The organism is Mycobacterium persicum (assembly GCF_002086675.1).
GTDB classification, from domain to species: Bacteria; Actinomycetota; Actinomycetes; order Mycobacteriales; family Mycobacteriaceae; genus Mycobacterium; species Mycobacterium persicum.
Window position 1 is genome coordinate 1 of the sequence record NZ_MVIF01000075.1, and the last position, 19079, is coordinate 19079.

Here is a 19079-nt window from a genome sequence, read left to right on the forward strand (position 1 = left end):
CGGCGGGTGCGGGGTCTGCGGTGGGTGGTCCAGGGCGGTGTAGAGGTTGCCGCGGAACGTGACGGTGTCATCGGTATCGCGTTGCAGCGTCCCGATAGTCGCGAAGGTGCCCCCGCTGCCGTCCGGGTGTGCGGCTTGCAGCGTGTCGGTGATGGCCTGGGTCAGCAGCGGGTGTGCGCTGATCTCGATGAAGGTGTGGTGGGGGCCGTCCGGGCCGTCGAAGGCATGCGTGATGGCTTGCTGGAAGCGCACCGGGTTGCGCATATTGGTGGCCCAGTGCTCGGCGTCGAAAACCGGTTGGGTAGGCGGGTTTTCGTAAGTGGTGGAGATGATCGGAATGGTTGGTGTCCGCGGGGTGAGATCGGCCAGTTCCGAACGCATCCGGGGCTGCAGCGCATCCATGGCCGGATTGTGCGGGGCCACTTCGATATTCACCCGGCCGGCGAAGCGGTTCTGGGCCCGCACCCGGGTGATCAGCTCGTCGATCTGAGCGGTGGGCCCGGCGATCACGGTTTGGCGCGGGGAGTTGTAGATCCCCAGAGTCACCTGCGGGTAGTCGGCGATGAGCGCTTCGGTCTGCGCGGCGTCGAGGCCGAGCAGGGCCATGCCACCCTGCCCGGACAGCGGGGCCATCAGCCGCGAACGGGTGGCGGTGACCCGCAATCCCTCGGCGGGGGTGAGGGCTCCGGCGACCACGGCAGCGGCCACCTCGCCCATGGAGTGGCCGATCACCAGGTCGGGTTGCACCCCGTAGGAGCGCCACAGCTGGGTCAATGTCAGCTGCATGCCGATGAGGCCCAGCTGGATCTGCTCGATGCCGACCAGTTCCTTGCCATTGGCGAGCACGTCGTGCAGCGAGAAGCCGGCCTGCGCGACGAAAACCGGCTCCAATTCGGCGACCGCGGCGGCGAAAGCGGGCTCGTCGGCGAGCAATCGGCGACCCATCCCGGCCCATTGCGATCCGCGGCCGGAGTAGACGAACACCGTGCCCGGCCCGGGCGAGCCGTCCCGGGGGCCGACCACGCCGGTGGCGTGCTGCCCGGCCGCCAGGGCACGCAACCCGGCCACCGCCTGGGCGCGTTCGCGGGCGACCACGATGCCGTACTTGGCGTGCCGGGCCCGGTGGTGATTCAGCGTGTGGGCCACGTCGGTCAGCGCCACCGCGGCGCCCGGGCCGTCCATCCAGTCGGCCAGCACGGCCGCCGTGACGGCCACCCGCTGCGGCGTCTTGCCGGTCACCAGCAGCGTCGACACCTCGGTGCTGGTATCGGCGTCGGTTTCCGTGCCGGTTTCAGTGCCGCGACCCGATACCGGAACCTGTTCGGGACCCTGCTCGATGATGATGTGCGCGTTGGTCCCGCCCAGTCCGAATGACGACACCGCCGCGCGCCGCGGCCCGACCTGACCCGCCGTGGCCGGCCACGCGGTGTTCTCGGTGGGAACGAAGAACCTCGTCGGCGCGACATCGATGGCTGGATTCCATTGCGAGAAATGCAGATTCGGTGGGATCGTGGCGTGCTGCACCGCCAACGCGGCCTTGATGAACCCCGCGATCCCGGCCGCCGCCTCCAGATGCCCGATATTGGTCTTCACCGCCCCCAGCGCGCACGAACCCTCGCCCCGGCCATATGTCGACGCCAGCGCCTCGAACTCGATCGGATCGCCCAGCACCGTGCCGGTTCCATGGGCTTCGACATAGTGCACGCTTTCGGGTGCGACGTCACCAGATCGCAACGCATCGGCGATCACGTCGCACTGGGCCGCTGTATTCGGCGCAGTGACCCCGTTGGAGCGGCCGTCCTGGTTGACCGCCGAGCCGCGGACCACCGCCAGCACCCGGTCGCCGTCGCGCACCGCGTCGGTCAACCGCTTGAGCACCACCACGCCGGCGCCCTCGCCGCGCACGAACCCGTCGGCCGCCGCGTCGAAGGTGGCGCACCGGCCCTGTGGGGACAGCAATCCCCAGGCCGATATCGCGATTTGCGTCTCCGGGCGAAGGGTGATGCTGACGCCGCCGGCCAGCGCCAAGTCCGTTTCCCGCAGCCGCAGGCTTTGACAGGCCAGGTGTACCGCCACCAACGACGACGAACACGCGGTGTCCACCGCCACTGCGGGACCGCGTAGCCCCAACAGGTACGAGATCCGGCCCACCGTGATGCTGTGTGCGTTTCCGGTGCCGCTGTAGGCGTCCACGTTTTCCGGGCTGGCTGCCAGCATGGACTGGTATTCGTTGAAGTACACGCCCATCATGACGCCGGTCCGGCTGCCGGCCAGCGAATCCGGCGGAATGCCGGCATGTTCGAGGGCCTCCCAGGACACCTCGAGCAGCATCCGCTGCTGCGGGTCCATCGCGGCGGCTTCGCGCGGGGTGATGCCGAAAAACTCGGCGTCGAAGCCGGCGACGTCGGGCACGAATCCGCCCCACTTGGTGGTCATCCGGCCCGGTGTCAACGGGTCGGGGTCGTAGAACGCGTCGGCGTCCCACCGGTCGGCCGGCACCCGCGAGATTGCGTTGCGCGCGTCAACCAGCAAGTCCCAGAAGCTGTCCGGATCGGTGGCGCCGCCGGGAAACCGGCAGCCGATCCCCACCACCGCGACGGGCTCGGCCACCGCGATCCGGGAGATCTTGGTGAACTCCTCGGCCAGCGTGGCGCGTTGCTCTGCGCTCATACCGGAGATCCGGCTAAAGGCGGTGCGTATCACCTTTCGCCCTCGGTCGAGGTCGATTCGATCCGGTCGAACAGGCTGTCCAACACGCTTCCCGCCGAGGCGGACAACGCGGCCATCTCGTCGGCAGTCGAATCCTGCTGTGGTGCGACGAGTTTGGTGAGGTACTGGGCCAGCAATGCCACCGTCGGATGATTGAACAGCATGGTCGCCGAAAGCTCTATCCCGACGAATTGCTCGGCTTCGCGCCGAATCGCCATCGCCATCAACGAGTTGAGCCCCAGTTCGGCGAACGGTCGGTCGGTGTCTAGTTCTGTCTCCTGCAACCGCAGCTCGGCGGCGATGATGCCGCGCAGTCCCTTCTCGAGCTCGGTGCGCACCTCGGCGGCCGACATCTGCGACCAGTCCTGCGCCGGCTTCAGGTACGCGGCTGCACCGATCGACGCGGGCCCGGCGGCCGGTGAGGGCACCGGCACCACGACGGCTTGCGCGACGTCGTAGCCGTCGACATATTCCCACGCGGTGAACGCCTCCGACGGCGTGATATCCCGCGAACCCATGCGCTGTAGCTCGTCGCTGACGATCTGCGCGTCGGCGGCGAAACCAAGCCCCCGCCAGGCAACCCAGTCCAGACTCATGGTGTGGCAGCCCTGCTGGCGGCGGGCCCGTGCCAACGCATCCAGATAAGAGTTGGCGGCCGCGTACGAACCCTGTCCCGGGATGCCGAAAATGCCGGCCGCCGAAGCCGTCAGGAAGAGGAAGTCCACGCTGCCGGGCGGGAACGCCTCGTGCAGCACCTGGCTGCCGGCGACCTTGGGCCACATCACTTGTCGCACCGCATCGTCGGTCAGCTGCGTCACCAGTTGATCGTTGGTGACACCCGCGGCGTGGATGATCCCGCGGATCGGCGCGGCTCCGTCCCGATCGCGCTTGGCCAGCAGGGCCTGCACGTCATTGCGGCATCCGACGTCGACGGCGACGGCTTCCACCGCCACGCCCCGCATTTCCAGCGCACGGATGGCGTTGATCTTCGTTCGCAGTCCAGGGTCGAGGGTGTCGAGTTCCCAGTCTCGCCGTGGTGGCAATGGGGTACGACCGGTCAGCACCAGGCGACGCGCGCCGCGGTCGGCGAGCCAATCGGCCATCAGCAGACCCAGCGCTCCCATCCCACCGGTGATGAGGTAGGCCGCATCGGGCCGGCACTGCAAAGACGGGCGCACCGGCGTGCCCCGCACCGGGGCCAGGGCGGGGGCCAGTACCACGCCGTCTCGTGACACCAGGATCGACTTGCTCGGTGCCGCAAGCAGATCGATGAGTATCGGCGCGGATTCGTCCACGTCGGCGTCGGCCGCGAGGTCGACCAGCCCGCCCCACAGCTGGGGATGTTCGGCGGCGATGACGCCCGCAAGCCCCCACAGGAAGCTCTGGCGCAGCGCCGACGGGGCCGCCGATTCGTGGACTCCGCGGGTGACGATCCACAGCGCGGCCGGCTTGTCGGCATCTCGTGCCACCAAAGTCTTTACCAGAGAGCCGATTTCGGCGGTTACCCGGACGGAGAAGTCGACGTCGGTCTCGTCGGCGGTTGCCGGCTGGGAGTCCGCGACGTACAGCAGGTACCGGGCATCCGACACCGCTGCGGGCGGGTATCCGGCGTTCTCGAGATGTGTCCGCAGCGGGGCACCGTCATCACCGATCACCGCGATAGGCTGTGGCCCGGTCACCCGACCGGCCGCCGGGTGGGCTTGCGCGTCAACGACATCGGCGCGTGGTTGCCAGTCGATCGTGTGCACGAAGCTGCGGGCGTCGGTGCTCTCGGCGGCCGGTTGCCCGTCGCCGAAGTCCAGCGCCCGGTAGCGCAGTGAGCGCATCGACATGCTGGCTGCGCCGCCCGGGGCGGTGATGTCGACATCGACGGTGATCCCGTCACCGTCGCGGGCGGTTCGGGTGAGCCTCACCGAGGCGCGCGGTGCCCCGACAGAGTCGCCGAACCACATCTGCTCGATCGCGGCCGGCACGTAGAGCCGCGGGTCGGTGTCGTCGGCCAGCGCTCCGACGTGCACTGCGGCGTCCAGTAGCGGTGCGCTCGAGCCCTCGGGCAGTGCCTCAGGAAGCTCGATCCCGACGGTGAGCCCGGCGGCTTCCGGTGTCCATGAATCCACCGACCAGGCGAAGGGCAGACCGTCGACGCCATGGGCGGCGAACAACGCTGCAACGTCGGGAATCTCGTCGCGGTGAACATTCTGACGGTGGTATCCGTTGCCGGGAAGGGCCGAACCCGCCGGTGACGACAAAAGTCGCGCCGTCGCATGCCGTGTCCACCGGTTCGACGACCCTTCGGCAGCCGGAATCGAGGCCAGGCTGATCGATAGGTTGTTGGCGACCACTTGGATCAGTCGCGGCTGGTCGGCGAAAACGGGTTGCTCGAATCGGATGTCGGTCAGCGCGCCATAGCCCAATTCGGTTGCGGCGCAGACCATGGTGTGCAGCACAACAGAGGCTGGCACGAGTTCGACCCCGTGGAATCGATACCGGCCCCGGTACGGCTTGGCATCCGGCGCCAGCCTGGCTTGCCAGAGGTGAGACGGCGGACTCGACAGGACCGAAATGTGTTGGCCGAGCAGGGTGCCCGCCGCGGGGGCCGCAGCGGCCACGTGGGTCGAGCGTTTGGTGGTGATCCAGTGGCGGTGGTGCTGCCAGGGAGTGGTCGGGATGGGCGGGTGCGGCTCGGGCGGGTGTGGCGTGTGCGGCGGGTGGTCGGTGTGCACGGTGTTGAGGTTGGTGCGGAAGGTGATGGTGTCGTCGCTGTCACGTTGCAGGGTGCCGATGCTGGTGTATCGGGTTCCGTGCTGGGCGCTGCGCAGCGTGTCGATGACCGCCTGAGTCAGCAGCGGGTGTGCGCTGATCTCGATGAAGGTGTGGTGGTTGCCGCCGGCCCGTGCGATGGCCTGCTGGAAATGCACCGGGTTGCGCATGTTGGTGGCCCAGTGCTCGGCATCGAACACTGGGCAGGTGTCGACGTCTTCGTAGGTGGTGGAGATGACCGGAATCGTCGGCGTCCGCGGGCTCAAATCGGCTAGCTCCGAACGCATCTGGGGTTGCAGCGCATCCATGGCCGGATTGTGTGGGGCCACTTCGATATTGACGCGGCTGGCGAACCGATCCCGGGCGCGCACCCGGTTGATCAATTCGTCGATCTGCCCGGTGGGACCGGCGATCACGGTCTGACGCGGCGAGTTGTATATCCCCAGGGTCACGTGCGGGTAGTCGGCGATGAGTGATGTGGTCTCGGCGGCGTCGAGTTCGAGCAGGGCCATGCCGCCCTGCCCGGACAACGGCGCCATCAGGCGCGACCTCGTCGCGGTCACCCACAAGCCCTCGGCAGGTGTCAGCGCTCCGGCGACCACGGCGGCGGCCACCTCGCCCATCGAGTGGCCGATCACCGCGTCGGGTTGCACACCGTAGGAGCGCCACAGCGCGGTCAGCGCCAGCTGCGTGCCGATCAGGCCCAGCTGAATCTGTTCGATGCCGACCAGTTCCTTGCCATCGGCGAGCACGTCGTGCAGCGAGAAGCCGGCCTGTTCGACGAACACCGGCTCCAGGTCGGCGATGGCCTCGGCGAAAGCGGGCTCCTCAGCCAGTAGTTGGCGGCCCATGCCGGGCCATTGCCAGCCGCGACCGGAGTAGACGAACACGATGCCCGGCCCCGGTGAACCCTCCTGGGGGCCGACCACACCAATCGCGTGCTGACCGGCGGCCAGCGCACGCAATCCAGCGACCGCCTGCGTACGGTCACGCGCGACCACGGTGCCGAACTTGGCCTGCCGGGATCGGTGATGATTGACGGTATGGGCGACATCGGCCAACGGCACCTCCGCGCCGGGGCCCTCCATCCAGTCGGCCAGCACCCCTGCCGTCGCGGCCACCCGCTGCGCCGTCTTACCCGCCACCACCAGCGTCGACACCGCCGGATCCGGGTCGCGCTCAGGTGACGGCGACAGTTCCTGGCCCTGTTCGATCACCACGTGCGCGTTGGTGCCGCCGAATCCGAATGACGACACACCAGCACGCCGCGGATGGCCGGTGGCCGGCCATTCCGTCAGCGTGTCAACAACTTTCATCCGCAGGTCGGCGAACGGGATGTGTGGGTTGGGGCTTTCGAAGCGCTGGTTCGGTGGAATCCGGCCATGCTGTACCGCCAGCACCGTTTTGATGAAGCCGGCGATGCCGGCCGCGGCCTCGGTGTGGCCGAGATTGGTCTTCACGGCGCCGATGAGCAGGGGAGCGTCCTCGGGGCGTCCGCGGCCCAGCACGGTGCCGAGAGCGCGGGCTTCGATCGGATCGCCCAGCAGCGTTCCGGTGCCGTGAGCTTCGACGAAGTCGACTTCATTGGGCTGCATGCCCGCGTTGGTGTAGGCCGCGCGGAGCACGGCCATCTGAGCCGCCGGGTTGGGGGCCATCAGCCCATTGGAGCGGCCGTCCTGGTTGACTGCCGAGCCGCAGATGACCGCCAGCACCCGGTCGCCGTCGCGTTGCGCGTCGGTCAACCGCTTGAGCACCACCACCCCGGCGCCCTCGCCGCGCACAAAACCGTCGGCTGCCGCATCGAAGGCGCGGCAATGACCGGTGGGCGACAACGCACCGACTTGGTCGAAGCCGCGAAATACGGCCGGGGACAACAACAAATTCACTCCGGCGGCGATGGCCAGGTTGCAGTCCTGGGTCCGAAGGCCCTGGCAGGCCAGGTGGATCGCCACCAGCGACGACGAGCATGCGGTATCGACCGCCACCGACGGGCCGCGCAGGTCGAGGAAGTACGAGAGGCGGTTGGCGATGATGCTCATCGCGCCGCCGGTATTGCTCCAACCGTCGACCTGCGACAGATCGGTGGAGGCAATGGCCCCGTATTCGCTCAAGCACGACCCGGCGAACACTCCCGTCTGCGAGCGTCGCAGCGCGCTGGGCGCAATTCCTGCGTGTTCCAACGCTTCCCAGGCCACTTCCAGCAGCAGGCGCTGCTGGGGGTCCATCTTGTCGGCTTCGCTGGGGGAGATCTCGAAGAACTCCGCGTCGAATGCGTCGATGTCGGGCAGGAATGAGCCCCACCGCGTGGTGCGGTCCAGCAGTGCCCGTACCTCCGGTGAGCCGTCGTCGAACTGCTCCCACCGTTCGTCGGGGACCTTCCCGATCGCCGAGCGGCGGTCACAAAGAAACTGCCACAACGCATCTGGGCTGGTGATCCCCCCGGGAAATCGGCACCCCATGCCGATCACGGCGATCGGCTCTTCCAGCGAGCTTCGACCGGGGCGCTTGAGCGTCGCGTCCGACTCGGAATCGGTCTCGGGCGCGGTGAGATATGCGGCCAGGGCGTTGATCGTCGGATGTTCCCAGAAGTCGATCGGGGATACCGTCTTGCCCAATAACTCGGTCAATTCACCGGACAGCACCACCGCGTCACGCGAACTCACCCCGAGATCGGCCAGTGACAGATTGGGATCGACCTCGTCGGGTGTACAGCCGATATTCGTCACCAAGTAGTCGACAAGCCAATGGCGAAGGTCGGCTTCGTCATTGATACTCGCCGTCATGCGCTCACGTCCAGGCGTTTGAAGCCGTCGCGACGGTACCTTTCCACGCAGGCCGAACGGCGGATCTTGCCGCTGGTGGTGATCGGAATCGATCCGGGGGAGACCAGAACCAGGTCGGCCACGCGCAAGCTGTGCGATCTCGAAATGGCGAAGGTGACTTCACGTTTGACCGAACGCAGCTTGCGCATGGCCTCTTCGGCCGAGGCCCCGCGTCTCTTCAGCTCGATGATCGCGACCAGTTGCTCGGTGATGTCGTCCGGGACGGCGATCGCCGCGACGCGGCCCCCGGTGATCTCCTGGATCGTCGCCTCGATGTCGTCGGGGTAGTGGTTGCGGCCATCGACTATCAGAAGGTCTTTGATGCGGCCCATGATGAACAGCTCGCCCTCGGATATGACGCCCAGGTCTCCGGTCCGCAGCCATGGCCCCTCGGGCGCTCCCGGGGCGGGATTGACCAGCTTGGCGGTGAACGTGCGCGTGGTCTGCTCCGGCTTGCGCCAATATCCCAGCGCAACGTGGTCACCGTGCACCCAGATTTCACCGACCGTCCCCGGCGGATTCTCGATCATGGTCTCGGGGTCGACGATGCGCACCGCTGACGGATCCGGCGAACCGTAACTGATGAGTTCGGTGCCGACCGACCCGTCGGTTCCGCTGCGCCTGGCCTGCCCGGCAGTCAATCGTTCGTAGTCGAAACGAATGGTCCTGGGCGCGGTGCCCGGCTCGGGAGCCGCCACGTAGAGGGTCGCTTCCGCGAGCCCATAGGAGGGCCGCACGGCCGTCGGGCTGAGGTTGTACCGGGCGAAACGGTCGGTGAAGCGTTTCACGGTGGCCACGTGGATTCGCTCGCTGCCACTGACGATTCCGACCACGTCGCCGAGGTCGAGCCCAGCCATGTCCTCGTCGGACGTTCGCCGCACGGCTAATTCAAAGGCGAAATTCGGTGCCGCGGAGAAGCAGCGTCCGCTGGTGGCAAGTAATTGCATCCAGCAGGCCGGACGGCGCAAGAACGACATCGGACTGAATAGGACTGCGCTTCGGCCCGCGACCAGTGGCGCGCATATTCCAAGAATCAGGCCCATGTCATGAAACAAGGGCAGCCACGACAGCAGCACCGCGTCAGTCGGCATTTCGGGAGCGCCGAAATAGCCATGGATGCTCTGCGTCACGTTGGCTATGACGTTCTGGTGCGACACGATGACGCCGGCCGGCGTGCGGGTCGAACCGGAGGTGTATTGCAGGTAAGCCGCTCCGGTCGACATCCGCGGCGGCGCCGCGAGCTGAGGTTGCGAGTCCAGGTCAAGCAGATCGACCTCGATGACGAACGGCGCGGGTCGTCCGTCTTGCGCGTTTGCGTATTTCGTGACGTCGGCGACGACCGACGACGTCGTCAGAATGGCGACCGGGTTGGAGTCGCGCAATACCGCGGAAACGCGATCGTCGTGAATACCATACTGCGGCGTGGAGAGTGGAACTGCGATAAATCCGGCCTGCAGGGCGCCGAGGAATGCAATGACGTATTCCAGGCCCTGCGGCGCCAGAATAGCCACGCGATCACCCGGTGACCCGTATAATTTGAGCTCTTCAGCGATGGTGCAGGCGCGACCGTACACCTGCGACCACGTCAACCTCTCAGCGAACCCCTTCGGGTCCAATCCGTAGTCGATGAATGTATACGCGGTGGTGTCAGCCTGCTGATCCGCCCGCTGCTTCAGCAAAGCAGGGACGGAAGAGTCGATCACCGGCATCGCACTTAACTCCCATCGGCTTGTCGGTTTGATTGTGTGTTGCACCTGTGAATCCCTGGCACAGTGCGACTGACCAGCATCATGGAACCCGCGGGTCTGAGCTGACTAGTTCGCTATGACGCGGAGGCAGCTTTCGCTGTTAAAGCACACCGATGTGCCTATGCTGACCGCCCCCAGAATGACCCCGTTCCCCATACGACTAGTCGGTCTACGTAAGGTAACCACCTCTCGGGACGGGTGCGGGCGGTATTGGGAAAATCCACACTTTCCCCACAGCGTCCGCCAATGCTACCGCCTGCTATGGCACCGTTCCGACGTGCATTAAGCCTTTGTACCAGGCAGTCCGCTGTGAGCCGAGGTGGCAGATGTGACATTTGATACATCAGTGACAGATGACTAGTGCAGTGAGAGTTGGTATGTCGATTCTGGCACGCTGGTGCCAGCACTTTGGGACCGGCGTCTCGTTGTGACAAAGTTCACAGCCTTGCCTGGGATGCTGCGCCGGCGGGCGCGCGGCGGTCGTTCTGCCAACCCGGCCCGGGGCCCGGCAGAGGTCCGCGATGCGGCATCCGGCCGGCTGTGGCGCCGAGCTGTGGCGAACTTCGGCAGCCGGGCGCCAGGAATGGCGCCACCTGGTGCGTGAGGTGCGGGCCAGGTGGTCGGAGGTTTGCCGCAGCTAAGCTTCGTGGAGCTGCTGGAGTGCCCTGTCCTCGATGTCGCCTACGAGCTCTGGCAAATTCTTGTTGAGATAGAAATGATCTCCTGGGAAGACGCGGATCGCGAATTCTCCCGTCGTTCGGTCACGCCACGGCTCCATGTCTTCGCGGGTGGTAATCCAATCCTTATCCCCGATGTATGCATAAATTGGGCACGATACTTTTGTCTCCGGCGGGCAAGTGTAGCCGGCAATGGCGCGGACGGCCCGCAATGTGGGTAGCACGCCCACCCGAAATTCTTCGTCGTCAAAGAAATCCGGATTAGTGCCGGTCGCCCGGGCCACCAAATCCAGCATCTCGTTATCGGAGAAACCCTCGAGTTGTTTGTACCTGATATGGCCCGGCGCCGAGGTGGCCGACACAAACAGCGCGAGGATGCGGTAACCGGCTGATTGAAACCGCAATGCGACTTCGAAGGCCAGCATTCCGCCCATGCTGTGACCGAAGAAGATGACCGGATCGCCGATCGGGGCGGTCGGCTTCATCATGGCGAACACTTCGTCAGCGAGACCCGGAATGCTTTCCAGCGGCGGCAGGCCGTACCGGTCGTTCTGTCCCGGGTACTGGACAGCTATTCGCTTCAGGTCACCGGAAAACTCGCGAGAGAATGCGACATAGTCTTTTGCGGTTCCACCGGCATGCGGGAAGATATACAGCGTAGGGCTTTTGCCGTCGTTCGAGCGGGCGTGCACGGCGCCACCCTACCGTGGCCGAACGCGCACATCGACGCCGGTTAACTCGACCGAGGGGCGGCGAGCCATCGAGTACACCGCCCACGGATACCCATGGATAACCATGCCGGCCCGGGCGGCGTCGGCGGAGCGGGTGCGGCCCGCGGTCGGCCGAAGCCCGGAAACGGGCCGACACACCGACGTCGCCACCAGCGTCACAGGGATAACAGCAGGCACACTGGTAACAACAAGTCATGCCAGGGATGCCGGGAGGATATGGCCGTGTACCGAGTCTTTGAAGCGCTCGACGAATTGAGCGCAATCGTCGAAGAAGCCCGCGGCGTGCCGATGACGGCGGGCTGCGTGGTGCCGCGCGGCGACGTGCTCGAGCTGATCGACGACATCAAGGACGCGATCCCCGGCGAACTCGATGACGCGCAGGATGTGCTCGACGCCCGCGATTCGATGCTGCACGAAGCAAAAGCGCATGCCGACTCCATGGTTTCCGCGGCGACCACCGAGGCGGACTCGATGCTGAACCATGCCCGCGCGGAGGCGGACCGGATTCTGTCGGACGCGAAATCTCAGGCCGATCGGATGGTGGGTGAAGCGCGCCAGCACAGTGAGCGGATGGTCGCGGACGCCCGGGAGGAGGCGATGCGCATTGCCGCCTCAGCCAAGCGGGAGTACGAGGCCAGCATCAGCCGGGCCAAGTCCGAATGCGATCGACTGATCGAAAGCGGCAACATCTCCTACGAGAAGGCGGTGCAGGAGGGCATCAAGGAACAGCAGCGCCTGGTGTCGCAGAACGAGGTCGTGCAGGCGGCCAATGCCGAAGCCACCCGCCTGATCGACACGGCGCACGCCGAGTCCGACCGGCTGCGCGGCGAATGCGACGTCTACGTGGACACCAAGCTTGCCGAGTTCGAGGAAATGCTCAACGGCACACTCCGCTCCGTCGGACGAGGCCGTCATCAGCTTCGTACCGCTGCCGGTACGCACGACTACGCAACGCGCTAGTCGAGTTCCCGCCGCGGGAGGGTCCGCCGCGGCGATGGGTTCGGCGCGGCAGGCGGGGATTCCCGCCGCAGCCCGGCGCGCGCCGTAGGATCTCTCCTATGGCGAGGCAGCACAGCCAGACAGCCCACGGACGTCTGACCGCGCCGATGGCGATTGACATCGCCCGGTTGGGGCGCCGCCCCGGGGCCATGTTCACCGTGCAGGACACCGTGGTCAGCCCCACCCGCATCGGCGTGGAGCTGATTGCCATCCAGCGGGGCGCCCCGCTCTCGCTGGACCTGCGTGTGGAGTCGGTTTCCGAGGGAGTGTTGGTCACCGGGACGGTTAGCGCCCCCACGACCGGGGAGTGCTCCCGCTGCCTGACCGCGATTCAGGGCCGGGTACGGGTTGCCCTGACCGAACTGTTCGCCTATCCCAACAGCACCACCGCGGCCACCACCGAGGATGACGAGGTCGGGCACGTCGTCGACGAGAAGATCGATCTCGAGCAGTCGATTGTCGACGCGGTCGGCCTGGAACTGCCGTTTTCTCCGGTGTGCCGCCCCGACTGCCCCGGGCTATGCCCACGGTGCGGTGTCGCGCTGGACACCGATCCCGACCATCACCATGACCAGATCGACCCCAGGTGGGCGAAGCTGGCCGATATCGCCACCGCGCAGAGCCCCGACACCGCGGATCGAGGTGAGCGGTGACAGCGTCACGGCAGAGTCTGCTCGACGCGCTCGGTGTCGACCTCTCCGATGAACTGCTGTCACTGGCGTTGACGCACCGCAGCTATGCCTACGAAAACGGCGGGCTACCGACCAACGAGCGGCTGGAGTTTCTCGGCGACGCGGTCCTGGGGCTGACCATCACCGACGAGCTCTACCACCGCCACCCCGACCGTTCCGAAGGCGACCTGGCCAAACTGCGAGCCAGCGTGGTCAATACCCAGGCGCTGGCCGACGTCGCGCGCAACCTGTCGGATAACGGTCTTGGCGTGCACATCCTGCTGGGCCGCGGCGAGGCCAATACCGGTGGAGCCGACAAATCCAGCATCCTGGCCGACGGTATGGAATCGCTGCTGGGCGCGATCTACCTGGAGCACGGTATCGAGGTGTCGCGCAAGGTGATCCTGAAGTTGTTCGGACCATTGCTGGACGCGGCGGCGACGCTGGGCGCCGGGCTGGACTGGAAGACCAGCTTGCAGGAGCTGACCGCGGCGCGCGGGCTGGGCACCCCGTCCTACCTGGTCACCTCCACCGGCCCGGACCATGACAAGGAGTTCACCGCGGTGGTCGTCGTGATGGACGGCGAGTACGGGTCGGGTATGGGTCGGTCCAAGAAAGAAGCCGAGCAGAAAGCCGCGTCAGCCGCCTATAAGGCGCTCGAGGCGTTGGACGCGCTGGACACGGCTGGGAAACCTTCGCCCTAGATGCCCGAACTACCCGAGGTCGAGGTGGTGCGGCGGGGCTTAGCGGCCCATGTGGTGGGCAAGACGCTGACCGCGGTCCGGGTCCATCACCCCCGGGCGGTTCGGCGCCACGAGGCCGGACCCGCCGACCTGACGGCGCGGCTGCTGGGCGCGCGGATTACCGGAACCGACCGGCGCGGCAAGTACTTGTGGTTGACGCTGGATAGCCCGGATAGCGCGCTTGTGGTGCACCTGGGCATGAGCGGGCAGATGTTGCTGGGAGCAGTGCCGCGCTCCGACCACGTCCGGATCTCCGCCCTGCTCGACGACGGGACCGTGCTGAGCTTTGCCGACCAGCGCACCTTCGGCGGGTGGCTGCTTGCTGACCTGGTGACCGTGGACGGCAGCGTGGTGCCGGCGCCGATCGCCCACCTGGCAAGGGATCCGCTCGATCCGCGGTTCGATGCCCATGCCGTCGTTGAGGTCTTGCGGCGCAAGCATTCCGAACTCAAGCGCCAGCTCCTGAACCAACAGGTGGTCTCCGGAATCGGCAACATCTACGCCGACGAAGCGCTGTGGCGGGCCAAGCTGAACGGCGCCCGGCTGGCAACAACCCTGACCCGCCGGCAACTGGGCGCCGTCCTTGATGCCGCCGCCGAGGTGATGCGTGACGCGCTGGCTCAGGGTGGGACGTCGTTCGATTCGCTGTACGTCAATGTCAACGGCCAGTCGGGTTATTTCGACCGATCGCTCGACGCCTACGGCCGCGACGGCCGGAACTGCCGGCGCTGCGGTGCGGTGATTCGCCGGGAGAAGTTCATGAACCGCTCGTCGTTCTACTGTCCGCGATGCCAGCCGCGGCCGCGGCGGTGACGCGTCGAGATCGGCGTTACTCGGCGCGAGGACCCCCGGCACGAACCGGTACAAAGAAGCCATGACGCAACTGTGGGTCGAACGCACCGGCACTCGCCGCTATACGGGATACAGCTCGCGCGGAGCGCAGGTGCTCGTTGGCTCCGAAGACGTCGCCGGGGTGTTCACCCCCGGTGAGCTGATGAAGATCGCGCTCGCCGCCTGCAGCGGCATGTCCAGTGATCAGCCGCTGGCCCGTCGCCTCGGCGACGACTACCAGGCGGTGATCAAGGTATCGGGTGCGGCCGACCGCGACCAGGAGCGCTATCCGCTGCTCGAGGAAACCCTGGAGCTCGACCTGTCGGGTCTGGCCGCCGAGGAGAAGGAGCGCCTGCTGTTGGTCGTCGACCGGGCCATCGACCTGGTGTGCACCGTCGGGCGCACCTTGAAGTCGGGCACCACGGTCACCGTCGAGGTCACCGATGTCGGCACCTGATGTGCGGCTGACCGCCTGGGTGCACGGCCGGGTCCAGGGCGTCGGTTTCCGCTGGTGGACCCGCTGCCGGGCGCTGGAGCTGGGCCTGACCGGCTACGCGGCCAACCGGGCCGACGGCCGGGTGCTGGTGGTCGCCCAGGGGCCGCGCGAGTCGGGGGAGCAGTTGCTGCGGCTGCTGCAGGGTGGCGCCACCCCTGGTCGCGTCGACAAGGTGGTTGCCGACTGGTCGGAGGCGTCGGAGCGGATCGCCGGGTTCAGCGAGCGGTAATCTGGCTGCTCGTGTACCTCAAGAGTCTGACGCTGAAGGGCTTCAAATCCTTCGCCGCGGCAACGACTCTGCGGTTCGAGCCGGGGATCACCGCCGTCGTCGGTCCCAACGGCTCCGGCAAGTCCAACGTGGTCGACGCGCTGGCGTGGGTGATGGGCGAGCAGGGGGCCAAGACCCTGCGCGGCGGCAAGATGGAAGACGTCATCTTCGCCGGCACGTCGTCGCGTGCTCCGCTGGGCCGGGCCGAGGTCACCGTCACCATCGACAACTCCGACAATGCGCTGCCGATCGAGTACACCGAGGTGTCGATCACCCGGCGGATGTTCCGCGACGGCGCCAGCGAATACGAAATCAACGGCAGTAGTTGCCGTTTGATGGATGTGCAGGAGCTGTTGAGCGACTCCGGGATCGGCCGCGAGATGCATGTGATCGTCGGGCAGGGCAAGCTCGACGAGATCCTGCAGTCGCGGCCCGAGGAGCGCCGGGCCTTCATCGAAGAAGCCGCGGGCGTGCTCAAACATCGCAAGCGTAAAGAGAAGGCGCTGCGCAAACTGGACGCGATGGCAGCGAATCTGGCCCGGCTCACCGACTTGACCACCGAGCTGCGGCGCCAGCTCAAGCCGCTGGGCCGCCAAGCCGAGGTCGCCCGCCGCGCCGCAACCATCCAGGCCGACCTGCGCGACGCGCGGCTGCGGCTGGCCGCCGACGATCTGGTCGGCCGGCGCGCCGAGCGCGCAGCGATCTTGGACGCCGAGAACGCGATGCGCCGCGAACATGACGAGGCCGCCGCGCGGCTGTCGGTGGCCGCCGAGGAGCTGGCCGCGCACGAGGCCGCGCTGACCGAACTCTCCCGACGGGCCGAGGCGGTACAGCACACCTGGTTCGGCCTTTCCGCCCTGGCCGAGCGGGTGGGCGCGACGGTACGCATCGCCAGCGAGCGCGCTCAGCATCTCGACGTCGAGCCGTTGACCAGCGCCGATACCGACCCCGGAAAGCCCGAGCAGCTGGAAGCCGAGGCCGAGCAGGTGGCCGCCGCCGAACAGCAGCTGTTGGCGGAACTGGCCGCCGCGCGCACCCGCCTGGATGCCGCCCGTACCGAGCTGGCCGGACGGGAGCGTCAGGCTGCCGAGGCCGACCGGGCCCATCTGGCGGCGGTGCGGGCGGAGGCCGACCGGCGCGAGGGCCTGGCGCGGCTTGCCGGACAGGTGGAAACCATGCGGGCACGCGTGGAGTCGACCGACGACAGTGTCGCGCGGCTGTCCGAACGGATCGAAGAGGCCGCCGCGCGTGCTCAGCAGGCTCGCGCGGAATTCGAAGCCGTGCAGGGCCGCGTCGGCGAATTGGACCAGGGCGAGGTCGGCCTGGACGAGCAGCACGAGCGGACGGTGGCCGCGTTGCGGCTGGCCGACCAGCGGGTGGCCGAACTCCAGGTGGCTGAACGCGACGCCGAACGCCGGGTGGCGTCGCTGCGGGCCCGCATCGACGCCCTCTCGGTGGGACTGGACCGCAAGGACGGCGCGGCCTGGCTAGCCCGCAACCACGGCGGCGCGGGAGTTCTCGGGCCGATCGCCCAGCTGGTCAAGGTCCGTCCTGGCTACGAGGCCGCACTGGCAGCGGTGCTGGGAGCGGCGGCCGACGCGCTGGCCGTCGACGGCCCCGGCGCGGCTCGCGCCGCCGTCAGCGCGCTCAAGGAGGCCGACGGCGGCCGGGCGGCGCTGGTGTTGAGTGACTGGCCGGCCCCGGACAACCCGGCCCCGCCATTGCCCGGCGGCGCGCGGTGGGCACTGGATCTGATCGAGGCGCCACCGCGCTGGCGCGGGGCGATCACCGCGATGCTTTCCGGCGTCGCGGTGGTCAACGACCTGGCCGAGGCGCTGGATCTGGTGGCGGTTGGGCCCCAGCTGCGAGCCGTCACCACCGACGGCGACCTGGTCGGAGCGGGCTGGGTGAGCGGCGGGTCCGACCGCAGGCCCAGCACGCTGGAGATCACCTCCGAAATCGACAAGGCCCGCAGCGAGCTGGCCGCGGCCGAGGCGCAGGTGGCTCACCTCAGCGCGGCGCTGTCCGGCGCACTGACCGAACAAGCGGCTCGCCAGGACTCGGCCGACCAGGCGCTGGCCGCGCTCAACGAATCCGACGCCACCATCTCGGCGACCTACGAGCAGCTGGGCCGGCTCGGTCAGGACGCGCGCGCGGCGGAGGAAGAGTGGACCAGGCTGCTGCGGCAGCGCGAGGAACTGGAGGCCGGGCGGGCGCAGACGCTCGAGGAGGTCATCGAGCTCGAGACCAGGCTGCGCAACGCCCAGCAGACCCAACACGTGCAGGCGGCCGAGCCCAGCACGGCAGCAGCCAGGCAAGCGATCGCGGCTGCGACCGAAAGTGCGCGGGCCGTTGAAGTGGAGGCGCGATTGGCGGTGCGGACCGCCGAGGAACGCGCCAATGCCGTTCGGGGAAGAGCAGATTCGCTGCGCCGCGCGGCTGCGGCCGAACGGGAGGCGCGGCTGCGGGCCCAGCAGGCGCTGGAAGCGCGACTGCGCTCGGCGGCGGTGGCCGCGGCCGTCGCCGAGTCCGGGCGGCTGTTGGCGGGGCGGTTGAACCGGGTGGTGGCCGCGGCGTCGCACCTTCGTGACGAGCTCGCCGCCGAACGCCGGCAGCGGTTGGCGGCCGTGGCGGCGGTTCGCGAGGAGACCAACACGTTGAGCGCGCGGGTGGCTGCGCTGACCGATTCGCTACACCGTGACGAGGTGGCAGACGCCCAGGCGGCAATGCGAATCGAGCAGCTCGAACACATGGTGCTGGAGCAGTTCGGGATGGCGCCGGCCGATTTGATCGCCGAGTACGGTCCCGAAGTGCCGCTGCCGCCCACCGAGCTGGAGATGGCCGAGTTCGAGCAGGCCCGCGAACGCGGCGAGCAGGTGGTCGCGCCCGCCCCGATGCCGTTCGACCGCGTTACCCAGGAACGCCGGGCCAAACGCGCCGAGCGGGACCTGGCCGAACTCGGCAGGGTCAATCCGCTGGCCCTCGAGGAGTTCGCGGCGCTGGAGGAGCGCTACAACTTCTTGTCCACCCAACTCGAGGACGTCAAGGCCGCCCGCAAGGATCTGCTGGACGTCGTCGCCGACGTCGACGCCCGCATCCTGCAGGTTTTCAGCGACGCGTTCGTCGACGTGGAACGCGAATTCCGGGTCGTGTTCGGCTCGCTGTTCCCCGGCGGCGAAGGCCGGCTGCGGCTGACTGCACCCGACGACATGCTGACCACCGGTATCGAGGTGGAAGCCCGTCCGCCGGGTAAGAAGGTCACCCGGCTGTCGTTGCTGTCCGGTGGGGAGAAGGCGTTGACCGCGGTGGCGATGCTGGTGGCGATCTTTCGGGCCCGACCGTCGCCGTTCTACATCATGGACGAGGTGGAGGCCGCCCTGGACGACACCAACCTGCGGCGGCTTCTCGGCCTGTTCGAACAGCTGCGCGACCGATCTCAGCTCATCATCATCACGCACCAGAAGCCGACGATGGAAGTCGCGGATGCCCTCTACGGCGTGACCATGCAAGGTGATGGCATCACCGCGGTGATCTCGCAGCGAATGCGGGGTCAGCAGCTGGATGAGCTGGTCGCCAATTCTTCGTGACGGTGACCCGTAGCGTGGGGACCGGGCGCCCCGGTAA

11 protein-coding genes are annotated in these 19079 nt (G+C 67.5%); 7 read left to right on the forward strand and 4 right to left on the reverse strand.

The features are described from left to right. From BST40_RS20010 to BST40_RS20025, 4 genes are all read right to left on the reverse strand, one after another. The coding region (locus tag BST40_RS20010; protein WP_142276765.1) for a type I polyketide synthase at positions 1–2703 on the reverse strand (2703 nt) is incomplete at its 3' end. Then, complete coding sequence (locus BST40_RS20015; RefSeq protein ID WP_083155259.1) at positions 2700–8252, reverse strand: type I polyketide synthase; 5553 nt, start codon at positions 8250–8252, stop codon at positions 2700–2702. The genes BST40_RS20010 and BST40_RS20015, both read right to left, overlap by 4 nt. Further along, positions 8249–10000 carry a long-chain-fatty-acid--AMP ligase FAAL26/FadD26 gene (gene fadD26 / locus BST40_RS20020; protein ID WP_075549310.1) on the reverse strand — a complete coding sequence of 584 codons (1752 nt, stop codon included), beginning with the start codon at positions 9998–10000 and terminating at the stop codon, positions 8249–8251. The genes BST40_RS20015 and fadD26 overlap by 4 nt, the downstream gene beginning before the upstream one ends. 676 nt (positions 10001–10676) lie before the next feature. Beyond that, on the reverse strand, positions 10677–11408 hold the full coding sequence (locus BST40_RS20025; RefSeq protein WP_082275630.1) for a thioesterase II family protein: 732 nt from the start codon (positions 11406–11408) through the stop codon (positions 10677–10679). 261 nt (positions 11409–11669) lie between these two features. On the opposite strand from BST40_RS20025, the gene sepIVA reads away from it, so the two are divergent. The 7 genes from sepIVA to smc all read left to right on the forward strand — a co-directional run bounded on the left by sepIVA (position 11670) and on the right by smc (position 19042). Continuing rightward, positions 11670–12407, forward strand: coding sequence for a cell division protein SepIVA (sepIVA, locus tag BST40_RS20030; RefSeq protein WP_075549323.1), 738 nt, complete (start codon positions 11670–11672; stop codon positions 12405–12407). Positions 12408–12505: 98 nt separating this feature from the next. Further along, a complete protein-coding gene (locus BST40_RS20035) occupies positions 12506–13099 on the forward strand; it encodes a YceD family protein (protein WP_075549311.1) in 594 nt (197 codons plus the stop codon). Continuing rightward, a complete protein-coding gene (rnc, locus tag BST40_RS20040; RefSeq protein WP_083028250.1) occupies positions 13096–13821 on the forward strand; it encodes a ribonuclease III in 726 nt (241 codons plus the stop codon). Before BST40_RS20035 ends, rnc begins: the two co-directional genes overlap by 4 nt. Continuing rightward, entirely contained in the window at positions 13822–14673 is an 852-nt protein-coding gene (mutM, locus tag BST40_RS20045; RefSeq protein WP_075549313.1) for a DNA-formamidopyrimidine glycosylase, read from the forward strand. Between the two features lie 61 nt (positions 14674–14734). Beyond that, positions 14735–15148: an OsmC family protein gene (locus BST40_RS20050; RefSeq protein WP_075549314.1), complete on the forward strand. Its 414-nt coding sequence runs from the start codon at positions 14735–14737 to the stop codon at positions 15146–15148. Beyond that, a complete protein-coding gene (locus BST40_RS20055) occupies positions 15135–15416 on the forward strand; it encodes an acylphosphatase (RefSeq protein WP_075549315.1) in 282 nt (93 codons plus the stop codon). The genes BST40_RS20050 and BST40_RS20055 overlap by 14 nt, the downstream gene beginning before the upstream one ends. A gap of 11 nt (positions 15417–15427) precedes the next feature. Next, positions 15428–19042 (forward strand): chromosome segregation protein SMC, encoded by a 3615-nt coding sequence (smc, locus tag BST40_RS20060; protein ID WP_083155262.1) that lies wholly within the window; start codon positions 15428–15430, stop codon positions 19040–19042. The last annotated feature ends 37 nt before the right edge of the window (positions 19043–19079 follow it).

Excerpts from the sequence above, each read along its gene's own strand:
- BST40_RS20050 (WP_075549314.1), top strand. The coding sequence starts at position 14,735 with ATGACGCAACTGTGGGTCGAACGCACCGGCACTCGCCGCTATACGGGA.
- BST40_RS20015 (WP_083155259.1), bottom strand. The coding sequence starts at position 8,252 with ATGACGGCGAGTATCAATGACGAAGCCGACCTTCGCCATTGGCTTGTC.
- fadD26 (WP_075549310.1), bottom strand. The coding sequence starts at position 10,000 with ATGCCGGTGATCGACTCTTCCGTCCCTGCTTTGCTGAAGCAGCGGGCG.
- BST40_RS20035 (WP_075549311.1), top strand. The coding sequence starts at position 12,506 with ATGGCGAGGCAGCACAGCCAGACAGCCCACGGACGTCTGACCGCGCCG.
- BST40_RS20055 (WP_075549315.1), top strand. The coding sequence starts at position 15,135 with ATGTCGGCACCTGATGTGCGGCTGACCGCCTGGGTGCACGGCCGGGTC.
- mutM (WP_075549313.1), top strand. The coding sequence starts at position 13,822 with ATGCCCGAACTACCCGAGGTCGAGGTGGTGCGGCGGGGCTTAGCGGCC.